Source organism: Bowdeniella nasicola (assembly GCF_900107735.1).
GTDB lineage: Bacteria > Actinomycetota > Actinomycetes > Actinomycetales > Actinomycetaceae > Bowdeniella > Bowdeniella massiliensis.
On the sequence record NZ_FNQV01000006.1, the window covers coordinates 113,787 to 129,208 of the forward strand.

Genomic DNA, 15,422 nt, shown 5'->3' on the forward strand with positions numbered 1-15,422 from the left:
CGGGCCGCGCGAAAGAAAGGAGCGCACTAATGGGACTTGGTGACTTCGTGAACAAGGCGAAAGAGCAACTCTCCGGCGAGAAGGGCGAGCAGCTCTCGGACTCCGCCCTCGACAAGGCAGCCGAGTTCGCCTCCCAGAAGACCGGCGGTAAGTACGACGAGAAGATCACCTCGGTACGCGACGCCATCGATGAGCGCGTCGGCTCCGAAGGCGCTACTCCTGCGACGGACCCGTCCACCGAGCAGGTGAACGAGCCCGCGGAAGCAAAGCCCCGCATCGACTCGGATCAGCAGCTTAACTAGCCACACGAACAGATGTCCCCGGAACCATCACGGTTCCGGGGACAGCTGTTTGCGTCCTAGTAGGCGCGCTCGCCCTCCGCTGGAACGACCTCTGGCCCCTTCTCACCCTCGGCCAGGTTGAGTTCCTTAAGGCCGGGGTTCGACTGCACTCGCGCAGAGCGGCCGGCACCATCCGGGCCGATCGGCGGACGTCCGATAAAGGTCCGGCCGGTGGCGTGGTTAAGGGTGCGAATGAATGAAACCCACTCACCATCGACCATGACCGAGCGGGTGATCGATGAGTAGTCGTAGTAGCTACCCGTGCGGCAGCCGTCCCAGTCTTCACGCACAGTCCGAAACTCGAAAGCGGGGCGGCCCACGAGGCACAATTCATCGCCGTATGGGCTCGGACACTGGGTGTACCCGCCGGTATAGGTCGAGGTGTAGGTGTAGTAGCCCTGTTCGTCTTGTGGTGGGGTGGTTGCGGTCGGAGTTGACCAACCATCGGTATTGCATCCCCGAGGAGACAGTTTTTTCACCGTCATGGGTTCCGCGAAGTGCCACGTAATCTGGGCTTGCTCGATGGTGTGGCCATCGGCCTGCGTGATGTACATGCCGTAGCGAACGCCCGACCCTGTTCCGCAGGCGTTCGCCTGGTGGCGGCACCTGTAACGAAAGAGGCTACTGCCCCAAACGTTATCGCGCGTCGCCTCCATCCAGCCATCGAGGTGGACCGGCGGCAACTGAGAGGCGGCAAAGGCCGGGGTTGACGCGGCTACGGCAATGGCGGGCACTGCCCATGCAGCACCCTTGGCTACGGCGCGGCGTGATACCGCGCGACGGTCAGATGTCTCCACAAATCCCCCAATATTGGCGTCGAAGATTGAGTTCGCAAGTTTCCGCGGCTACTGTATCAGGCGCGAAACGGCAACACTCGCGCCAAATATGGCCTATTCGTGGAAATCCGAAGAATCGACACCGTATTGCATACTTCATGCAAAAGACTTCACTCAGCCTTGCTCACTAATTGGCACTTATTTACCGTAAGGTCTTTAATCCGCTCGCATCGGAGCCCGCCCGCCAACGTTGGTGAGTGGACAGCTACTAGCGTGGCCCGGTTTCGCCTCGCAAATTTCTCGGTGATTACTAATCCGCCATGTGGAATAAGCTTTCGGCGAGACGGGCTACGATGTTCTTACCCTCCCGCCGTACTCGGACTCGTTAAGGTCTCCGGTGACTGTCACCTCTACTCCCCTCGCGTTGCGTCGCGCCCGCCTTGGCGTGAACCTCATGTTCCTGACCAATGGGGCGATCTTCGCGAATATTTTGCCCCGCTACCCCATGGTGAAAGATCAACTCGGGGTGGACGCTGCGACTTTCGGGCTGCTCGTTGCATGCTTCCCGGCAGGGGCAATGATCGCGGGGCTGGCCGCGGCGCGGGTGATTCGGCGATTCTCCTCGGCGCACACGGCGGTCTTCGGGACCTACATCGTTGCGGCGGCGCTCATGCTGGCGGCGTTCGCCATCGATGTCTCCCCCTGGCTATTTGCGGCCGCGATGTTCCTTGGCGGCTCCGCCGATGCGATTGTTGACATTGGACAAAATGCTCATGGCATGCGCGTCCAGCGCGGTTATGGCAGATCGATCATTAATTCGTTCCACGCGGCGTGGTCGGCCGGCGCCGTAATCGGCGGCCTCATGGGCTCGGGCGCGACAGCGCTCGAACTGCCATTGACGTGGCACCTCGTGATCTCCGGGATCGTCTTCTCGCTCGCCGTCGCGGTAGCCGGCCGGCTCGCCCTCCCCGGTCCCGACACGCTCGATGACGACGAGGAACACCGCGCCAAGACATCGCGCGCACCACTCGGCCGCGTCGCGCTCATCCTCGCGGCGCTGTCCGTCGTGGCGCTCTCGGGAACCTTCGTCGAGGATGCCGGATCAACCTGGTCGGCGCTCTTCATGCGCGACATCGCGGGCGCAGCCCCCTCGATCGCGGGACTCGCCTACGTCTCGATGGTCGGCGCTCAGTTCATTGGCCGCCTTACCGGAGATAGTTTCGTCGACCGCTACGGAGCCCGCACCGTTGCCTACGCGGGAGCCGTCATGATCGGCGCTGGCTTCCTCACGATGCTGCTCGCTCCGAGCCAGATCACCACCATCGGAGCCTTCGCGCTGGCGGGCTTCGGGTGCGCGACCCTCGTCCCCGCGGCGTTTGATGCGGCGGACCGGATCCCGGGCCTGCCCGTCGGAACCGGCCTGACGATCATTGGCTGGCTCATGCGGCTGGCCTTCCTCGCCGGCCCGCCCGTCGTCGGCCTCATCACGGACCACTTCGGTCTTCGGGTGGGCCTTTCAATTGTCCCGATCGGCGCTGTCGCGTTGATCGTTGCGGCTCGTGTGCTGCCGACAAAGGTCCGGTAAAGGATTTTCCGACTTCGCTCGCCTCATGACACACTGCCCTCATGACGGACACTGATACCAGTACGCCCATCCATCCGGACTCCAATCCCGCCCCTCACCTCGCATTCCTCGACGATGTCGAAGGCGAGAAGGCCCTGACCTGGGTCAAGGAGCGTAATGCCGAGGCCGAAGCGACCCTCGCTTCGACGTCCCGCTACGGCGAGCTGCGCGATGGCGTCCTGGCCATCTTGGACTCGACCGACAAGATCCCGGGTGTTGTCCAGCGCGGCGACTACCTCTATAACGTCTGGACCGACGCCGAGCACGAACGAGGCATCTGGCGCCGCACCACCTGGGAGTCCTACCGCAGCGATAATCCCGAGTGGGAAGTCCTCATCGACGTCGATGCGCTCGCCGAGGCCGAGGACACCCCGTGGGTGTGGCACGGCGCGACGGTGCTGCGCCCCGGAAACAACCGGGCACTGATTGACCTCTCGCGCGGCGGTTCCGATGCTGATATCACCCGTGAATTCGACCTTGAAACCAAGCAGTTCGTCGATGACGGCTTCTACCGCCCGGAGGCCAAGGGCTCAATGCAGTGGGCCGATACGACGGGCGAAAGCGTCTTCGTGGCGACCGACTTCGGCGAAGGCAGCCTCACCGATTCCGGCTATCCCCGGGTCGTCAAGCGGCTGCGCCGCGACCAGCCAATGGACCAGGCCGAAACGATCTTCGAGGGCGAAACAACTGATATCTCGGTCGGCGCTGCGTACAACCGGCTCGATGACCGCACCTTTGTCTACCGCAGCACTACGTTCTACACAGGCGAATTCTTCGAACTCACGGACGAGGGACTCGTCAAGATCGATATCCCCGAGTCCGCCCACGGCTCCGTGTGGACCGACTGGCTCATCGTGCGCCTGCGTGATGCCTGGCAGGTCGGCGGCCAGACGTTTGCCGCCGGCTCGATCCTCGTCATCAACTACGAAGAATTTCTTTCCGGCAAGCGCGAATTCACCGAGCTGTTCGCCCCGACGGCAAGCGCCACCGCGGTCGACATCACCGCGACGAAGACTTTCCTTGTCCTGACCATCCTGGATGACGTTGTCAACCGCATCGAGCTGTTCACCCCGCCCGTCGGCGACGACGCGTGGACGAGCCAGCCGCTCGATTTCGTCTCCGGCGTCGTACCGGAGACGACCGAGGGGCAGCGTCCCATCGTGACGGCCTCGGTCGCGGCGATCGACAGCGAAACGAGCGATGACCTGTGGGTCACGATCGAGTCGTTCAACCTGCCCTCGACTCTCGCGGTTGCCCACCTGGCCTCCGATGGCAGCGTCACCGAGGTCGAGACGCTGAAGTCGCTTCCCGCATACTACGACGCGGACGGCGTCGAGGTGAGCCAGCACTTCGCGACGAGCGAGGACGGCACGAAGGTCCCCTACTTCCAGATCAGCCCCGTCGGCGCCACCGCTGACGGCTCCACCCCGACGCTGCTCTATGGCTACGGCGGCTTCGAGGTCTCCCTCACCCCGAGCTACTTCGCGGTCGCGGGTAAGTCGTGGGTCGAACGCGGCGGCGTCTACGTCATCGCCAACATTCGTGGCGGCGGCGAATACGGGCCGCAGTGGCACAAGTCCGCCCTGAAGGAAAACCGCCACAAGGCCTACGAAGATTTCGCGGCCGTCGCCAAGGATCTCGTCGAGCGCGGCGTCACGACGCCCGAGCACCTCGGCGCCCAGGGCGGATCCAACGGTGGCCTCCTCATGGGCAACATGCTGACGCAGTACCCGGAGCTCTTCGGCGCGATCGTCTGCCAGGTGCCGCTGCTCGACATGCGGCGCTACACCAAGCTGCTCGCAGGCGCTTCGTGGGCCGCCGAGTACGGCGATCCGGACGATCCGGCGCAGTGGGAGTTCATTAAAACCTTCTCGCCGTTCCATCTCTTTGATCCCGACGCGAGCTACCCGCCCATTTTGTTCACGACGTCGACGCGCGACGACCGCGTCCATCCGGCCCACGCCCGCACGCTCGCCTTCGAGATGCTGGCCGCCGGCAAGGACGTGACCTACTTCGAGAACATCGAGGGCGGCCACGGCGGTGCGGCAACAAACGCCCAGCGCGCTATGATGCAGGCCTATGCCTACGAATTCCTCTGGCAGCGGCTGAACTAAGACGCAGACACCACACACACAAGGGCTGCCCCAGGATTACTCCCGGGGCAGCCTTTATGTTTATGCCAGACTAGCGATTCTCGTTCGGATCGATCCGCTCGCCATAGCGCGGCGGCTCGTCATTGGACGGCGGAGTGCTCGGCGGATTCTCGCCATAACGCGGCTGATCCTGCGGTGCCGCAAACGGGTCCGAGGTATCTCCGCGGACTGGACGTTGCTCACCATAACCCGGCTGCTGACCGTAACCCGGCGCCTGCCCATAGCCCGGCTGCTGACCGTAACCCGGCTGCGGCTGGCCATAGCCTGCCTGCGGACCGCCATAGCCACCGCCATAACCGCCCTGCATGCCCTGCATCTGGGCGATCGCTTCGCGTCGGCGGCGGTTAACCCGCAGCAGCCAGACGATGCCAACGATGAGCAGCACGAGACCCGCGAGCGAGGCCAGCAGGCCAATGAGTATCGGGGTGCCAAGTGCGCCCGGGTTGTTCGCGATCTCTTCGACCGCCGAGGCCGGGCCCACCACGAGGGAACCGTCAGTACCGCAGTTGATGGTGTACTCGCCGGCCGAGGGGGCTTCGTAGATCGTCAGCCCCTGGATATCGGAGACCGAGGCGGCCGTGCCACTTGCGTCGAGATTGCAGGACAGGTCCGTTTGGTTCTGCGTCGTCACGAAGACCCGATCACCCTGGTTCAGCGAGATCGTGCCGCCATCGGAGACTTCCTGGAACGAGGACAGGTCCATGTTTCCAATGACGCTCATGCCCGCAGCAATAAGACCGCCGAAGAAGCCGAACACCAACATGAGGGCGCCTAAGACAATCGAAAGAACGGGGCCCGTACGAGACGGAATCGGTGGTGCTCCAGCACTCATCGCAGCTCCTTGTGTGGGATGCATTAACGGTTGTCAGTCTACGCGCCTCGCGGAGAAATTCGAGACACGGACCACATAACCGAGGTCTAGATGTTATCGACAACGTGTCTATAAGATAGAGACATGATGTCGACAAACCGTTCCACCGCCGCTACTACTCCGTCCAAAACGCTCACGTTTGCCTACCTCGCAGCCGGCTACACCGTCGCCGGTCTCCTTGCCGGTCTCGGCTACCGCGAGCTCACCCGCCACTCCGACTTTGATGGCTTCACCCAGCTCGCCGTCATGCACACCCACCTGCTGGTCCTCGGCACCTCGATGATGCTGGTCTTCATGCTCATCGAAGCCGTTTTCCGGCTCTCAGCCCACAAGTTCTTCACGGCCTTCTTCTGGGTCTACAACGCGGGCGTCATCATCACCTCTGCGATGATGGGTGTCATCGGCTACCGACAGCTGGAAGGACTCGAGCACTCCAAGGCGCTTGCTGGAATCTCGGGCACGGGCCACATCCTCATCACGATCGCCTTCGTACTGTTTTTCCTCTGCCTCTTCCGCGCCGTCAAAGCCCGCGAGACTGTTTCCGCCCAGCCGGTTGCCTAACGGCTCCCACCTTCCTAGGCTCAGAAGTGAAAGACCCGCAACGGAGCTTTAAGGAGCATCATGGCTGACTACATTGATCCGAGCGTCGACCACGGCAAGAAGCCGTATGTTATCGACATCGAAAAGGAGACAGTCGGTAACGATCTGTTCCGCAAGACGATTTGGACGGGCGCCCACCTGCAGGCCACGCTTATGACCATTCCGGTCGGAGGCGACATCGGCCTTGAGGTCCACGAGGAAAACGACCAGTTCCTGCGTCTGGAGCAGGGCAAGGGTCGCTGCCAGATGGGACCGTCCAAGGACGATCTGTCATTCGATGAAGAGGTCGAAGACGACTGGGCCATTTTCGTTCCGGCCGGAACCTGGCACAATGTGACGAACATTGGCGATGAGCCGATGAAGCTGTACGCGATCTACGGTCCGGCCGATCACGAGCCCGGCACCGTTCACAAGACCCAGGAAGATGCCGAGAACGATCCGCACGAACACTGATTCGCTTCCTACCCCAAGGACGCTGAACGAAAACGAGCCGTCCGCCCCTAGCCGGGGGCGGACGGCTCGCCTTGTCAAAGCCGGCGCTATCGCGCTGGCGACACTACTAGTCATCGGGCTGCCGACGGACATCATCCCGAATCCGATCTTCGGCCGCGAGGTTCCGGTGCGCGCGTGGGAATACCCCGTGCTCGCATTGACCGTCGTGCTGACGTTCGCGTGGTTCGCTATTCAAGCGCCGCGCCGTCCGAAGGACGATGGCCGGTTGGCCGGCGGCCTCACCCTCGCCCTGTTCGCCGTGGCCTGTCCCGTATGCAACAAGATCATCTTGCTGCTGCTCGGGGCATCTGGAGCGATGGGCTTCTGGGCCCCTTTGCAGCCCTATATCGCCGTCTTTTCGGTCGCGGCGCTCGCCGTGGCGCTGTATCTGCGCATCCGCAATCGCGATTGCACGACCGAGGCCTGCGCCGCCTAGCTCGCTTCGTCCTTGGAAGGCAGCGCCGGGCGAGCCGGCGCTAGCGCGAGGATCGGGCGCGCACGCATCGGCGGGCGCGGCTCCGGGAGCCGGCCCTTGAGCCGGATCCCATGCGGCACAACGACGACATCGCCGGCTGGTCCCGCCGCGAAGACGCGGTGGGAGCGACGAGCATCGGCTTCTTCTTGCAACTGGATCAGCTGGCGCGCGGCGCGCTGCATATCGCGCTCCATCTTCTTCAGCTTGCTGCGCAGTTCAATGATGTGGCGAATACCCGCGAGGTTGATGCCTTCGTCGCGGCTGAGCCGCTGGATCTCGCGCAGCGCCTCCACATCATCGCGGCTGTAGCGCCGCCCCTTGCCTCGGGCCCGCGAGGGCGTAACGAGGCCGAGGCGGTCGTACTGCCGCAGCGTCTGGGGGTGCATGCCCGCGAGTTCGGCAGCGACCGAGATGACGAACGTGGGTTCTTCAGTTGTCATCGGCGCTTACCTCCTCACTGACGGGCTCGCGCGGCCAGGTCGGCGCGCGGATTATCTCCAGCTGTTGCGGCCTTCAGGGCCTCGATGGCGTCCTTCGCCTCGTCGGACAGGTGATGCGGCACCTGGATCGCGACGGTTAGGAGCAGGTCTCCCTTGCCCTTCTTCGTCTCGATGCCGCGGCCCTTGACGCGCAGCACGCGACCGGAGGGCGTGCCGGCCGGTACCCGCACGCGCACGGTCGAACCATCGAGCGTGGGGACCTCAACCGTCGCCCCGAGCGCGGCTTCGGCGTAGGTGACGGGCAGCTCCATCCGCAGGTTGTTGCCGTCCATCTCGAAGACGGGATGCGGCGTGACTCTCACGGTGATGATCATGTCGCCGGCCGGGCCGCCGTTGCTGCCAGGGTGTCCCTTGCCGCGCAGTTTGATCTTCTGGCCGTTCTTCACGCCCGCGGGGATGCGGACGTTGATCGAGCGGCCGTCGACCTGCAGCGTGACGGTTTCACCCGTTGCTGCCTGGCGAAAGCCGAGCGTCGTTGCGGCATGCAGATCCGCGCCGGACTGGGGGCTCGGAGCGAATCCGCCGAAGCCACCAAAGCCGCCGCCAGAGCGCCGGGTTCGGGTACCGCCACCGCCGAACATCTTGAGGATGTCGTCGATATCGGGACCGCCGTCGCCGCCGGTTTCGAAGCGGACGTTTCCGCCGCCACCAAACATGCCGGAAAAGACGTCTTCAAATCCGCCGCCGGGCCCGCCGGGGCCGCCCGGACCGGCAGAGAAGCGAGCTCCTCCGCCGGCCATGGCGCGGATGGCGTCGTATTCTTCGCGCTTCTTTGGATCGGACAGGACCGCGTAGGCCTCGCCGACTTCCTTGAACTTCGCCTCGGCGGCCTTGTCCCCCGGGTTTTGGTCCGGGTGGTAGGTCCGCGCGAGTTTGCGATACGACTTCTTGATCGCGGCGGCATCGGCGTCTTTCGGCACGCCGAGCACCTGATAAAAGTCCTTATCGAACCAGTCTTGGCTGGCCATGACGCCTCACCTCCACGTGTGTTGTTGGGATTGCGATTTACTCAGGGTTGGACACCGCCACTCGGGCGGCTCTAAGGACCTTGTCGCCCATCTTGTAACCGGGCTGCATGACCTGCGCGATCGTGGCGACCGAGACCTCGGAGGACGGGGTGGCCATGAGTGCCTCGTGCACCTCTGGGTCGAACTCTTCGCCGGCTTCGCCAAAGCGGGAGACCTTGAAGTGCTGCTCCAGGGTGTTTTCCAGCTTGGTCGCAACCGTCGCAAAGGTACCGTTGAGGTCACCGTGCTGGCGGGCGAGCGCAATATCGTCAAGGACGCTGAACAGCGCTTCCACGACGTCGGCGACGCCCTGATCCTTGGCCTGGGAGGCCGCCTCGCGGGAGCGGCGAACGAAGTTCGCATACTCCTGCTCGGTGTTGTACTGCGCGGCGCGCGAGCGGGCCAGATCGTCGGTCAGCTTGGCGTTTTCGGCCTTGAGATCGGCGAGGTTGGACTGGGCCTCATCCTGCGCGGGGGTCTCCTCCACGTAGGCGGGGCCGAACTTGTCCCCTTCGGGATGCGTATCGGCGCTGGCGCCGGCATCTTCCGTCGTGAACTCCGCGGCCTGCGCCGCATGAGTCTCGTCGACCTCGTCCGTCACCGGGGACTCCCCCTGGTGGCCGCCAGGTTCGGCCTCAGCCGGAGCCTGGCGCACCTTGCCAGTTTCGGGGTCGATCCGACGACGATCACGCACGATCGGCTTCTCGTCGTTGTTCTCGAAATCCGTCACTTACTTCTTCTCTTCCTCATCGTCGACGATCTCGGCGTCAACGACGTCCTCGTCGGCGTTGGGGCTCTCGCCGGCCGGGGCCTGCTCGCCCGCAGCCTGCTCGGCCTGGCCCTGGTTGTAGAGCGCCTGACCGATCTTCTGCGCCTCTTCGGTCACCTTGGACTGGGCCGTGGTGATGGCATCGAAGTCGTCGCCTTCCAGCGCCTTCTTCAGATCATCGACGGCGGTCTGTACCGAGGTGGAGACGTCGGCCGGGATCTTGTCCGCGTTGTCCTTCAGGAGCTTCTCGGTGCCGTAGACGAGCTGCTCGGCGGAGTTGCGGGTGTCGGCTTCCTCACGGCGCTTCTTGTCTTCGGCAGCGTGCGATTCGGCTTCCTTCACCATGCGGTCGATCTCGTCCTTGGAGATGCCGGAGCCGCCGGTGATCGTCATCGACTGCTCCTTGCCCGTGCCACGATCCTTGGCGGAGACGTGGACGATGCCGTTGGCGTCGATGTCGAAGGTCACCTCGATCTGGGGCACGCCGCGGGGGGCCGGGGCGATGCCGGTGAGGTCGAAGGTGCCGAGCGGCTTGTTGTCCCGGGCGAACTCGCGCTCACCCTGGTAGACCTGGATCAGCACGGAGGGCTGGTTGTCTTCCGCAGTGGAGAACACCTCGGAGCGCTTCGTCGGGATCGCCGTGTTGCGCTCGATGAGGCGGGTCATGACGCCGCCCTTGGTCTCGATACCGAGGGAGAGCGGGGTGACGTCGATCAGCAGGACGTCCTTGCGGTCGCCCTTGATGACACCGGCCTGCAGGGCGGCGCCGACGGCGACGACCTCGTCCGGGTTCACGCCCTTGTTGGGCTCCTTGCCACCGGTCAGCTCGGTCACGACTTCGGTCACGGCCGGCATACGGGTCGAGCCGCCCACGAGGACGACGTGGTCGATTTCGGAAACGGAGATGCCGGCGTCCTTGATGACGTTGTTAAACGGTGTCTTGGTGCGGTCGAGCAGATCCTTGGTCATTTCCTCGAAGTGGGCTCGGGTGAGCTTTTCTTCCAGGTGGATCGGGCCGCCTTCGCCCATCGAGAGGTAGTGCAGCGAGATATCGGTCGAGGTCGCGGTCGACAGTTCCTTCTTGGCCTGCTCCGCGGCATCCTTCAGACGCTGCAGCGCGATCTTGTCCTTGGACAGATCCACGCCGTCCTTCGTCTTGACCTGCTCGACGAGCCAGTCGACGATGCGCTGATCCCAGTCGTCACCACCGAGGCGGTTATCGCCGTTGGTCGCGCGCACCTGAATGGTGGAGAAGTCGTCCTCGTCCTTGCCGACTTCCAGCAGCGAGACGTCGAAGGTACCGCCACCGAGGTCGAAGACCAGGATGAGTTCGTCTTCCTTACCCTTTTCCAGGCCGTAGGCGAGGGCCGCGGCCGTGGGCTCGTTGACGATACGCAGGACGTTGAGGCCAGCGATCTGGCCGGCGTCCTTGGTCGCCTGACGCTCTGCGTCGTTGAAGTAGGCCGGCACGGTGATGACGGCTTCTGTCACGGGCTCGCCGAGGTACTCTTCCGCGTCGTGCTTGAGCTTGCCAAGAATACGCGCGGAGATTTCCGGGGCGGTGTACTTCTTGCCGTCGATATCGACCGACCAGTCGGTGCCCATGTGGCGCTTGACCGAGGAGATGGTGCGATCAACGTTGGTGACCGCCTGACGCTTGGCGATTTCGCCGACGAGGACATCGCCGTTCTTGGAAAACGCGACGACAGACGGGGTGGTGCGAGCGCCTTCAGCGTTCGCGATGATGGTGGGCTCGCCGCCTTCGAGGGTGGCGATGGCCGAGTTTGTGGTGCCGAGGTCGATACCTACTGCACGTCCCATAAGTTCTGCTCCTTTTGTCGCGGCCGGGTCCGGCCCGAAGGTTCCGGACCGGCACGTCGACCTGATAGTTGAGTGGTCTGCACTCAAGTTTTCCAGTCGCTCGACTGTTGTCAAATCGACATCGGCAAACTTGAGTCTAATAGGCTCAACTTAGCGGAGGCAGGAATTATTCCCGCCGCCCTATGGCGTGGCCCACAGGACACCTGCTGGCTCGATGAGCGAGCTAAACGTGCTACCGCGTTGAGTTTTTCTGCCCGATGAGCGATACGCTTCTGATATGTCCACGTCACCTTCGCCGCATTGGCTGACCTCCAAAGAGCAGCAGTCGTGGCGCGCCTACCTCGCGATGACCGCGCGGCTGCACGCACTCCAGGGACGTCAGCTCCAGGTCCTGCACGGAATCTCGATCCAAGATTTCCAGGTCCTTGTCCACGTCTCCGAAGCCAGCGATGGCTGCATTCGAACCTCCGATCTCGCAGACGCTGTCGTCTGGGAGCGCTCCCGCCTCTCCCATCACCTCGCCCGTATGGAAAAACGCGGCCTTATCGCGCGAAACACCTGCCCCAACGACGGCCGCGGCGTCCTCGTATCCCTAACACCCGCGGGCGAAGAACTCCTCGTGAAGGCAGCGCCGGACCACGTTGAACTCGTCCGGCGGGTCTTTATTGACGCCCTTGGCCCCGACGGACTCGGCGAACTCGACTACGTCACCGCCACCGTGCTCGGAGCGCTGGACGTCGAACCCGAGCCACAGTCGCGCTAGGGCATGCGACCACGCGGCACTGAGCGCGCGCATCAGCACCGTGGCTTAGGCTGGCGGCCATATCACGTGCTCTGCCACACGAAGGGACGCCAACGATGACTACCTACGACGAACTCCTAGCCGCCATCAGCTGCACTGATGGGCGCGAGATTTTCGGCCCGGCCACGGGCGAGCTGGGTGGCAACGACCCGGGGCATCGTGCTGCCCGACGCTGACCCCGAGGCCATCTCCGAGGGCCTGTTCTGGGGCGCATTCATCAACACCGGGCAAACGTGCGCCGCCTTGAAGCGACTCTACGTTCACGAGGACATTTACGACGAGGTCTGCCACGCCCACACAAACGTTGCGTCCGCGATGCCGATGGGCGTGGGCACCGAGGAGGCGAACGTCCTTGGTCCGCTGCAAAATAAGGCGCAGTTCGACATCGTCGCCTCGCTCGTTTCAGCCGCCAAGGCCGCGGGCGGGCGTGTGCTGCTCGACGGCAATCCCGACCCGGAGCAGGTCGGTTTCTTCTACCCGACGACGCTCATCGCTGATCTCGATCACGACAACCCGCTCGTCCGTGAGGAGCAGTTCGGTCCCGCGCTCCCGATCGTCAAATACTCCAGCATCGACGAAGCCGTCGGCTACGCCAATGACCTGGATGTCGGCCTCGGCTCCTCCATCTGGACGAGCGATCCGGACAAAGGCAAAGAACTCGCACGCCGCATCCAAGCCGGAACGGTGTGGATTAACAAGCACGGCGCCATCGACCCGCGAGTACCTTTTGGCGGCGTGAAGCACTCCGGCTTCGGGCTGGAGTTCGGCATCGAGGGCCTAAAGGCCGTCGCTGCGCCGAAGGTCATCAGCTCCTAGGACTCCGAGTCTTCCGTCTCGTCCTCGGACTTGACGAGATCATCCTGCGGGCCGGTGATGCGAGAGGCCCGCTCGATCGCGCCCGGCTGCGCTAAGTGCTCGACCCAGCTCACATCGTCGGGATGCGTCATCAGGTCACGTGCCGATTCGACGATCCGGCGCCGCTCCTCGTCGATGATGCCCTGGACCTCGTCGTCGCTCGTACCTTCTTCCACGACGGCGAGCAGGCGCAGCAGCTGGGCGAGTACGAGCGGCTCTGCCGTCGCGTACCGCCGCACCGGTCCGACGATCTCCTGCAGGAAGTCGATCGTGCTGGGCGCGGGGGCGAATGCTCGCAGGATGCCGTCCTCGTCGGTCACCCACTCGTGGTTGAGGGGGCGCTCGGCAGCCAGACGAGCAACAGAGATTGCTTGATTGACGGCATGCACAGCCGTCGTCGGATCATTGGTCCCGGGGGAGAGTGCGCGCACCGCGATATCGGAGAGCTGATGCATGCCGAGGCGAATGTCGGCATCGGAGACGCGTTCGTGATCGATCTGGACGACGCCGCGCGGTAGCTCAGTGTCCTCATCGAGCTTGCCCTCCCGACCAAAAACCCACGCGACCGCCTGACCGGTGATGAGCGGATCCCCGGGCGAGACCGCGATGACGACGACGGCATCATGCTGTTGCGCCCAGTTCGCCGCGCGCTTCGTCGCGACGAGGCGGACGTGACCGGAATCCTGCGCCCGCACCGCGAGGGCGTCGTCGGGAATCTCGGGCACGTCATGCGGCTCGCTCCACTGCTTGCGGTGGCGGGCATATAGCCGCTCGACGCGTTGGGACGCTGTTTCAATGATGGAGTCGACGCGCACCATCGCGACGACGCGCGAGACGTACCAGACGAACGTGCCGATCGCGATGAAGACGAGCAGCATCGCGACGGTGACACCGATCTGCGGGGGCCGTTTGCGCGATTCCGCCTCCACGGAGCGCAGCAGCAGGAGCGCGTAAACGAACACCGCGATGAACACCGCGAATATACCTCTGACCGCACGCGACTGGATGAAGTCGCGCAGCAGCTGACCGGAATATTGGCCGGAGGCCACCTGCAGCACGATGAGCGTCATCGAGATCGTCGTCGTGAGCACCGTGAGCATGGAGGAGGCGATGAAGCTCAGCATGTCCGCCGCAGCGGAGGTGTCCCCGGGCCACAGGTACCGGGCGAGCACATACTCGCTCGGGACGTAGACCCGCGCGAGGATCGTCGCGGCGATCGCGGCTGCCAATGCGCTCAAGAGCGGCACGAACCAGATGGTGTCGGAGATCAACTGCCGGAGCTTTTCTGAGGGGCGCATGCTCCATTGTCCCCGCTAACCTGGAATCATGACCACCCGCCCGCACTCCGCCGGTCGCTACGCGCCCTCCCCCTCGGGCCGGCTCCACATCGGAAACCTGCGCACCGCGCTCATCGCCTATGGCCTCGCGGTGCGCTCGGGGCGCCGCTTCGTTATACGAGTGGAGGACATCGACCGGGTCAAGGAGGGGGCGGCGGCCGACCAGCTCGCCGATCTCGCGGCGCTCGGGATCACGTGGCAGCACCCCGAGCTGTATCAATCGACGCGGGCCGAGGCCCACGAACAGGCGCTCGCCGAGCTCACGCAACGCTCGCTCACCTACGAATGCTACTGCTCACGAAAAGACATCCTGGCGGCGCCCACGGCCCCGCACACCCCGCCCGGCTCCTACCCCGGCACGTGCCGCGATCTCAGCGAAACCGAGCGCGAGCGCGCCCGCGAGCGCCTGGCCGCCGCCGGTCGCAGCCCCTCGATTCGGCTTCGCGCCGATACGCGCAGCTTCACTGTCACTGAGCAAATCGTCGGGGTGAGCCCCACTGCTCCCGAGGACGCCACCACGAGCTATACGGGCGTCGTCGACGATTTCGTCATGCGGCGCGGCGACGGCGTCCTCGCCTATAACCTCGTGGCCGTCCTCGACGACGCCTATCAGGGTGTGGACCAGGTATGCCGGGGCGACGATCTTTTAGCATCCTCGCCCCGCCAGGCCTACCTCGCCGCCATTCTCGGCGTCACCGAACCGGTCTACGCGCACGTCCCCCTGGTGGTCAACGAGGAGGGTGCGCGCCTCGCCAAGCGCGATGGTGCCGTCACGCTGCCCGAGCTCACGGCTGCCGGCTGGGAGGTCGCGGACGTGATCGAGTGGTGTGCGACGAGCCTGTCTCTGCCGCCAGTACGCACGGCGGAGGACTTCGTCGCCGAGTGCTCGCTGACCGCCTTGCGAGCCGCTGGTGGCCCGCACGTTTTCATCGCACCCGCCCCCTGATCTGCATAGCAAAGCGGCCCCACCTCCGCGCGAGGTGGGGCCGCTTTGCGCTA

The 15,422-nt window shown here is 64.2% G+C and carries 16 protein-coding genes; 9 read left to right on the forward strand and 7 right to left on the reverse strand.

All coding sequences use genetic code 11. From position 1 onward, the window contains the following. Positions 1-29 precede the first annotated feature (29 nt). On the forward strand, positions 30-302 hold the full coding sequence (locus BLU67_RS05945; protein ID WP_092563611.1) for an antitoxin: 273 nt from the start codon (positions 30-32) through the stop codon (positions 300-302). A gap of 56 nt (positions 303-358) precedes the next feature. On the opposite strand, the gene BLU67_RS05950 is transcribed toward BLU67_RS05945, so the two are convergent. Continuing rightward, positions 359-1,075, reverse strand: coding sequence for a hypothetical protein (locus BLU67_RS05950; RefSeq protein ID WP_176780714.1), 717 nt, complete (start codon positions 1,073-1,075; stop codon positions 359-361). Between the two features lie 439 nt (positions 1,076-1,514). Between BLU67_RS05950 and BLU67_RS05955 the strand changes: the two genes are divergently transcribed. Beyond that, the gene (locus BLU67_RS05955; protein ID WP_222842395.1) at positions 1,515-2,702 is read left to right on the forward strand and encodes an MFS transporter; all 1,188 of its coding nucleotides are present in this window, start codon (positions 1,515-1,517) and stop codon (positions 2,700-2,702) included. Between the two features lie 41 nt (positions 2,703-2,743). Beyond that, positions 2,744-4,855: a prolyl oligopeptidase family serine peptidase gene (locus BLU67_RS05960; protein WP_092563617.1), complete on the forward strand. Its 2,112-nt coding sequence runs from the start codon at positions 2,744-2,746 to the stop codon at positions 4,853-4,855. 70 nt (positions 4,856-4,925) lie between these two features. Here BLU67_RS05960 and BLU67_RS05965 read toward each other — a convergent pair whose 3' ends face one another. Continuing rightward, positions 4,926-5,726 (reverse strand): hypothetical protein, encoded by an 801-nt coding sequence (locus BLU67_RS05965; RefSeq protein WP_143027349.1) that lies wholly within the window; start codon positions 5,724-5,726, stop codon positions 4,926-4,928. Positions 5,727-5,849: 123 nt separating this feature from the next. On the opposite strand from BLU67_RS05965, the gene BLU67_RS05970 reads away from it, so the two are divergent. From BLU67_RS05970 to BLU67_RS05980, 3 genes are read left to right on the forward strand one after another with little or no spacing between them, the layout of a single operon-like run. Beyond that, positions 5,850-6,326 (forward strand): DUF2871 domain-containing protein, encoded by a 477-nt coding sequence (locus BLU67_RS05970; protein ID WP_261977048.1) that lies wholly within the window; start codon positions 5,850-5,852, stop codon positions 6,324-6,326. Between the two features lie 60 nt (positions 6,327-6,386). Then, a complete protein-coding gene (locus tag BLU67_RS05975) occupies positions 6,387-6,818 on the forward strand; it encodes a cupin domain-containing protein (RefSeq protein WP_092563623.1) in 432 nt (143 codons plus the stop codon). Continuing rightward, positions 6,790-7,293, forward strand: coding sequence for a hypothetical protein (locus BLU67_RS05980; RefSeq protein WP_222842396.1), 504 nt, complete (start codon positions 6,790-6,792; stop codon positions 7,291-7,293). Before BLU67_RS05975 ends, BLU67_RS05980 begins: the two co-directional genes overlap by 29 nt. On the opposite strand, the gene BLU67_RS05985 is transcribed toward BLU67_RS05980, so the two are convergent. The 4 genes from BLU67_RS05985 to dnaK are packed head-to-tail and all read right to left on the reverse strand — an operon-like array spanning position 7,290 to position 11,429. After that, positions 7,290-7,772, reverse strand: a complete 483-nt coding sequence (locus tag BLU67_RS05985; protein WP_092563626.1) for a heat shock protein transcriptional repressor HspR — start codon at positions 7,770-7,772, stop codon at positions 7,290-7,292. The two genes, BLU67_RS05980 and BLU67_RS05985, sit on opposite strands and share 4 nt — an antisense overlap. Before the next feature lie 14 nt (positions 7,773-7,786). Then, a complete protein-coding gene (locus tag BLU67_RS05990; RefSeq protein WP_092563629.1) occupies positions 7,787-8,800 on the reverse strand; it encodes a DnaJ C-terminal domain-containing protein in 1,014 nt (337 codons plus the stop codon). 37 nt (positions 8,801-8,837) lie between these two features. After that, a complete protein-coding gene (locus BLU67_RS05995; protein WP_261977049.1) occupies positions 8,838-9,569 on the reverse strand; it encodes a nucleotide exchange factor GrpE in 732 nt (243 codons plus the stop codon). Next, a complete protein-coding gene (gene dnaK, locus BLU67_RS06000; RefSeq protein WP_092563632.1) occupies positions 9,570-11,429 on the reverse strand; it encodes a molecular chaperone DnaK in 1,860 nt (619 codons plus the stop codon). 277 nt (positions 11,430-11,706) lie between these two features. Between dnaK and BLU67_RS06005 the strand changes: the two genes are divergently transcribed. Beyond that, on the forward strand, positions 11,707-12,192 hold the full coding sequence (locus BLU67_RS06005) for a MarR family winged helix-turn-helix transcriptional regulator (protein ID WP_092563635.1): 486 nt from the start codon (positions 11,707-11,709) through the stop codon (positions 12,190-12,192). 177 nt (positions 12,193-12,369) lie between these two features. Continuing rightward, positions 12,370-13,047, forward strand: a complete 678-nt coding sequence (locus BLU67_RS06010) for an aldehyde dehydrogenase family protein (protein ID WP_261977050.1) — start codon at positions 12,370-12,372, stop codon at positions 13,045-13,047. Here BLU67_RS06010 and BLU67_RS06015 read toward each other — a convergent pair. After that, positions 13,044-14,384, reverse strand: coding sequence for a DUF2254 domain-containing protein (locus BLU67_RS06015; RefSeq protein ID WP_092563638.1), 1,341 nt, complete (start codon positions 14,382-14,384; stop codon positions 13,044-13,046). The genes BLU67_RS06010 and BLU67_RS06015 overlap by 4 nt on opposite strands. 28 nt (positions 14,385-14,412) lie before the next feature. Here BLU67_RS06015 and gluQRS point away from each other — a divergent pair, with 28 nt between their 5' ends. Beyond that, entirely contained in the window at positions 14,413-15,369 is a 957-nt protein-coding gene (gene gluQRS / locus BLU67_RS06020; RefSeq protein WP_092563641.1) for a tRNA glutamyl-Q(34) synthetase GluQRS, read from the forward strand. Positions 15,370-15,422: the final 53 nt, after the last annotated feature.

Bases quoted from the DNA above. Each gene is read 5' to 3' on its own strand.
- BLU67_RS05945 (WP_092563611.1), top strand. From the start codon at position 30: ATGGGACTTGGTGACTTCGTGAACAAGGCGAAAGAGCAACTCTCCGGC.
- BLU67_RS05960 (WP_092563617.1), top strand. From the start codon at position 2,744: ATGACGGACACTGATACCAGTACGCCCATCCATCCGGACTCCAATCCC.
- BLU67_RS05965 (WP_143027349.1), bottom strand. From the start codon at position 5,726: ATGAGTGCTGGAGCACCACCGATTCCGTCTCGTACGGGCCCCGTTCTT.
- BLU67_RS05970 (WP_261977048.1), top strand. From the start codon at position 5,850: ATGATGTCGACAAACCGTTCCACCGCCGCTACTACTCCGTCCAAAACG.
- BLU67_RS05975 (WP_092563623.1), top strand. From the start codon at position 6,387: ATGGCTGACTACATTGATCCGAGCGTCGACCACGGCAAGAAGCCGTAT.
- BLU67_RS05980 (WP_222842396.1), top strand. From the start codon at position 6,790: ATGCCGAGAACGATCCGCACGAACACTGATTCGCTTCCTACCCCAAGG.
- BLU67_RS05985 (WP_092563626.1), bottom strand. From the start codon at position 7,772: ATGACAACTGAAGAACCCACGTTCGTCATCTCGGTCGCTGCCGAACTC.
- BLU67_RS05990 (WP_092563629.1), bottom strand. From the start codon at position 8,800: ATGGCCAGCCAAGACTGGTTCGATAAGGACTTTTATCAGGTGCTCGGC.
- dnaK (WP_092563632.1), bottom strand. From the start codon at position 11,429: ATGGGACGTGCAGTAGGTATCGACCTCGGCACCACAAACTCGGCCATC.
- BLU67_RS06005 (WP_092563635.1), top strand. From the start codon at position 11,707: ATGTCCACGTCACCTTCGCCGCATTGGCTGACCTCCAAAGAGCAGCAG.
- BLU67_RS06015 (WP_092563638.1), bottom strand. From the start codon at position 14,384: ATGCGCCCCTCAGAAAAGCTCCGGCAGTTGATCTCCGACACCATCTGG.
- gluQRS (WP_092563641.1), top strand. From the start codon at position 14,413: ATGACCACCCGCCCGCACTCCGCCGGTCGCTACGCGCCCTCCCCCTCG.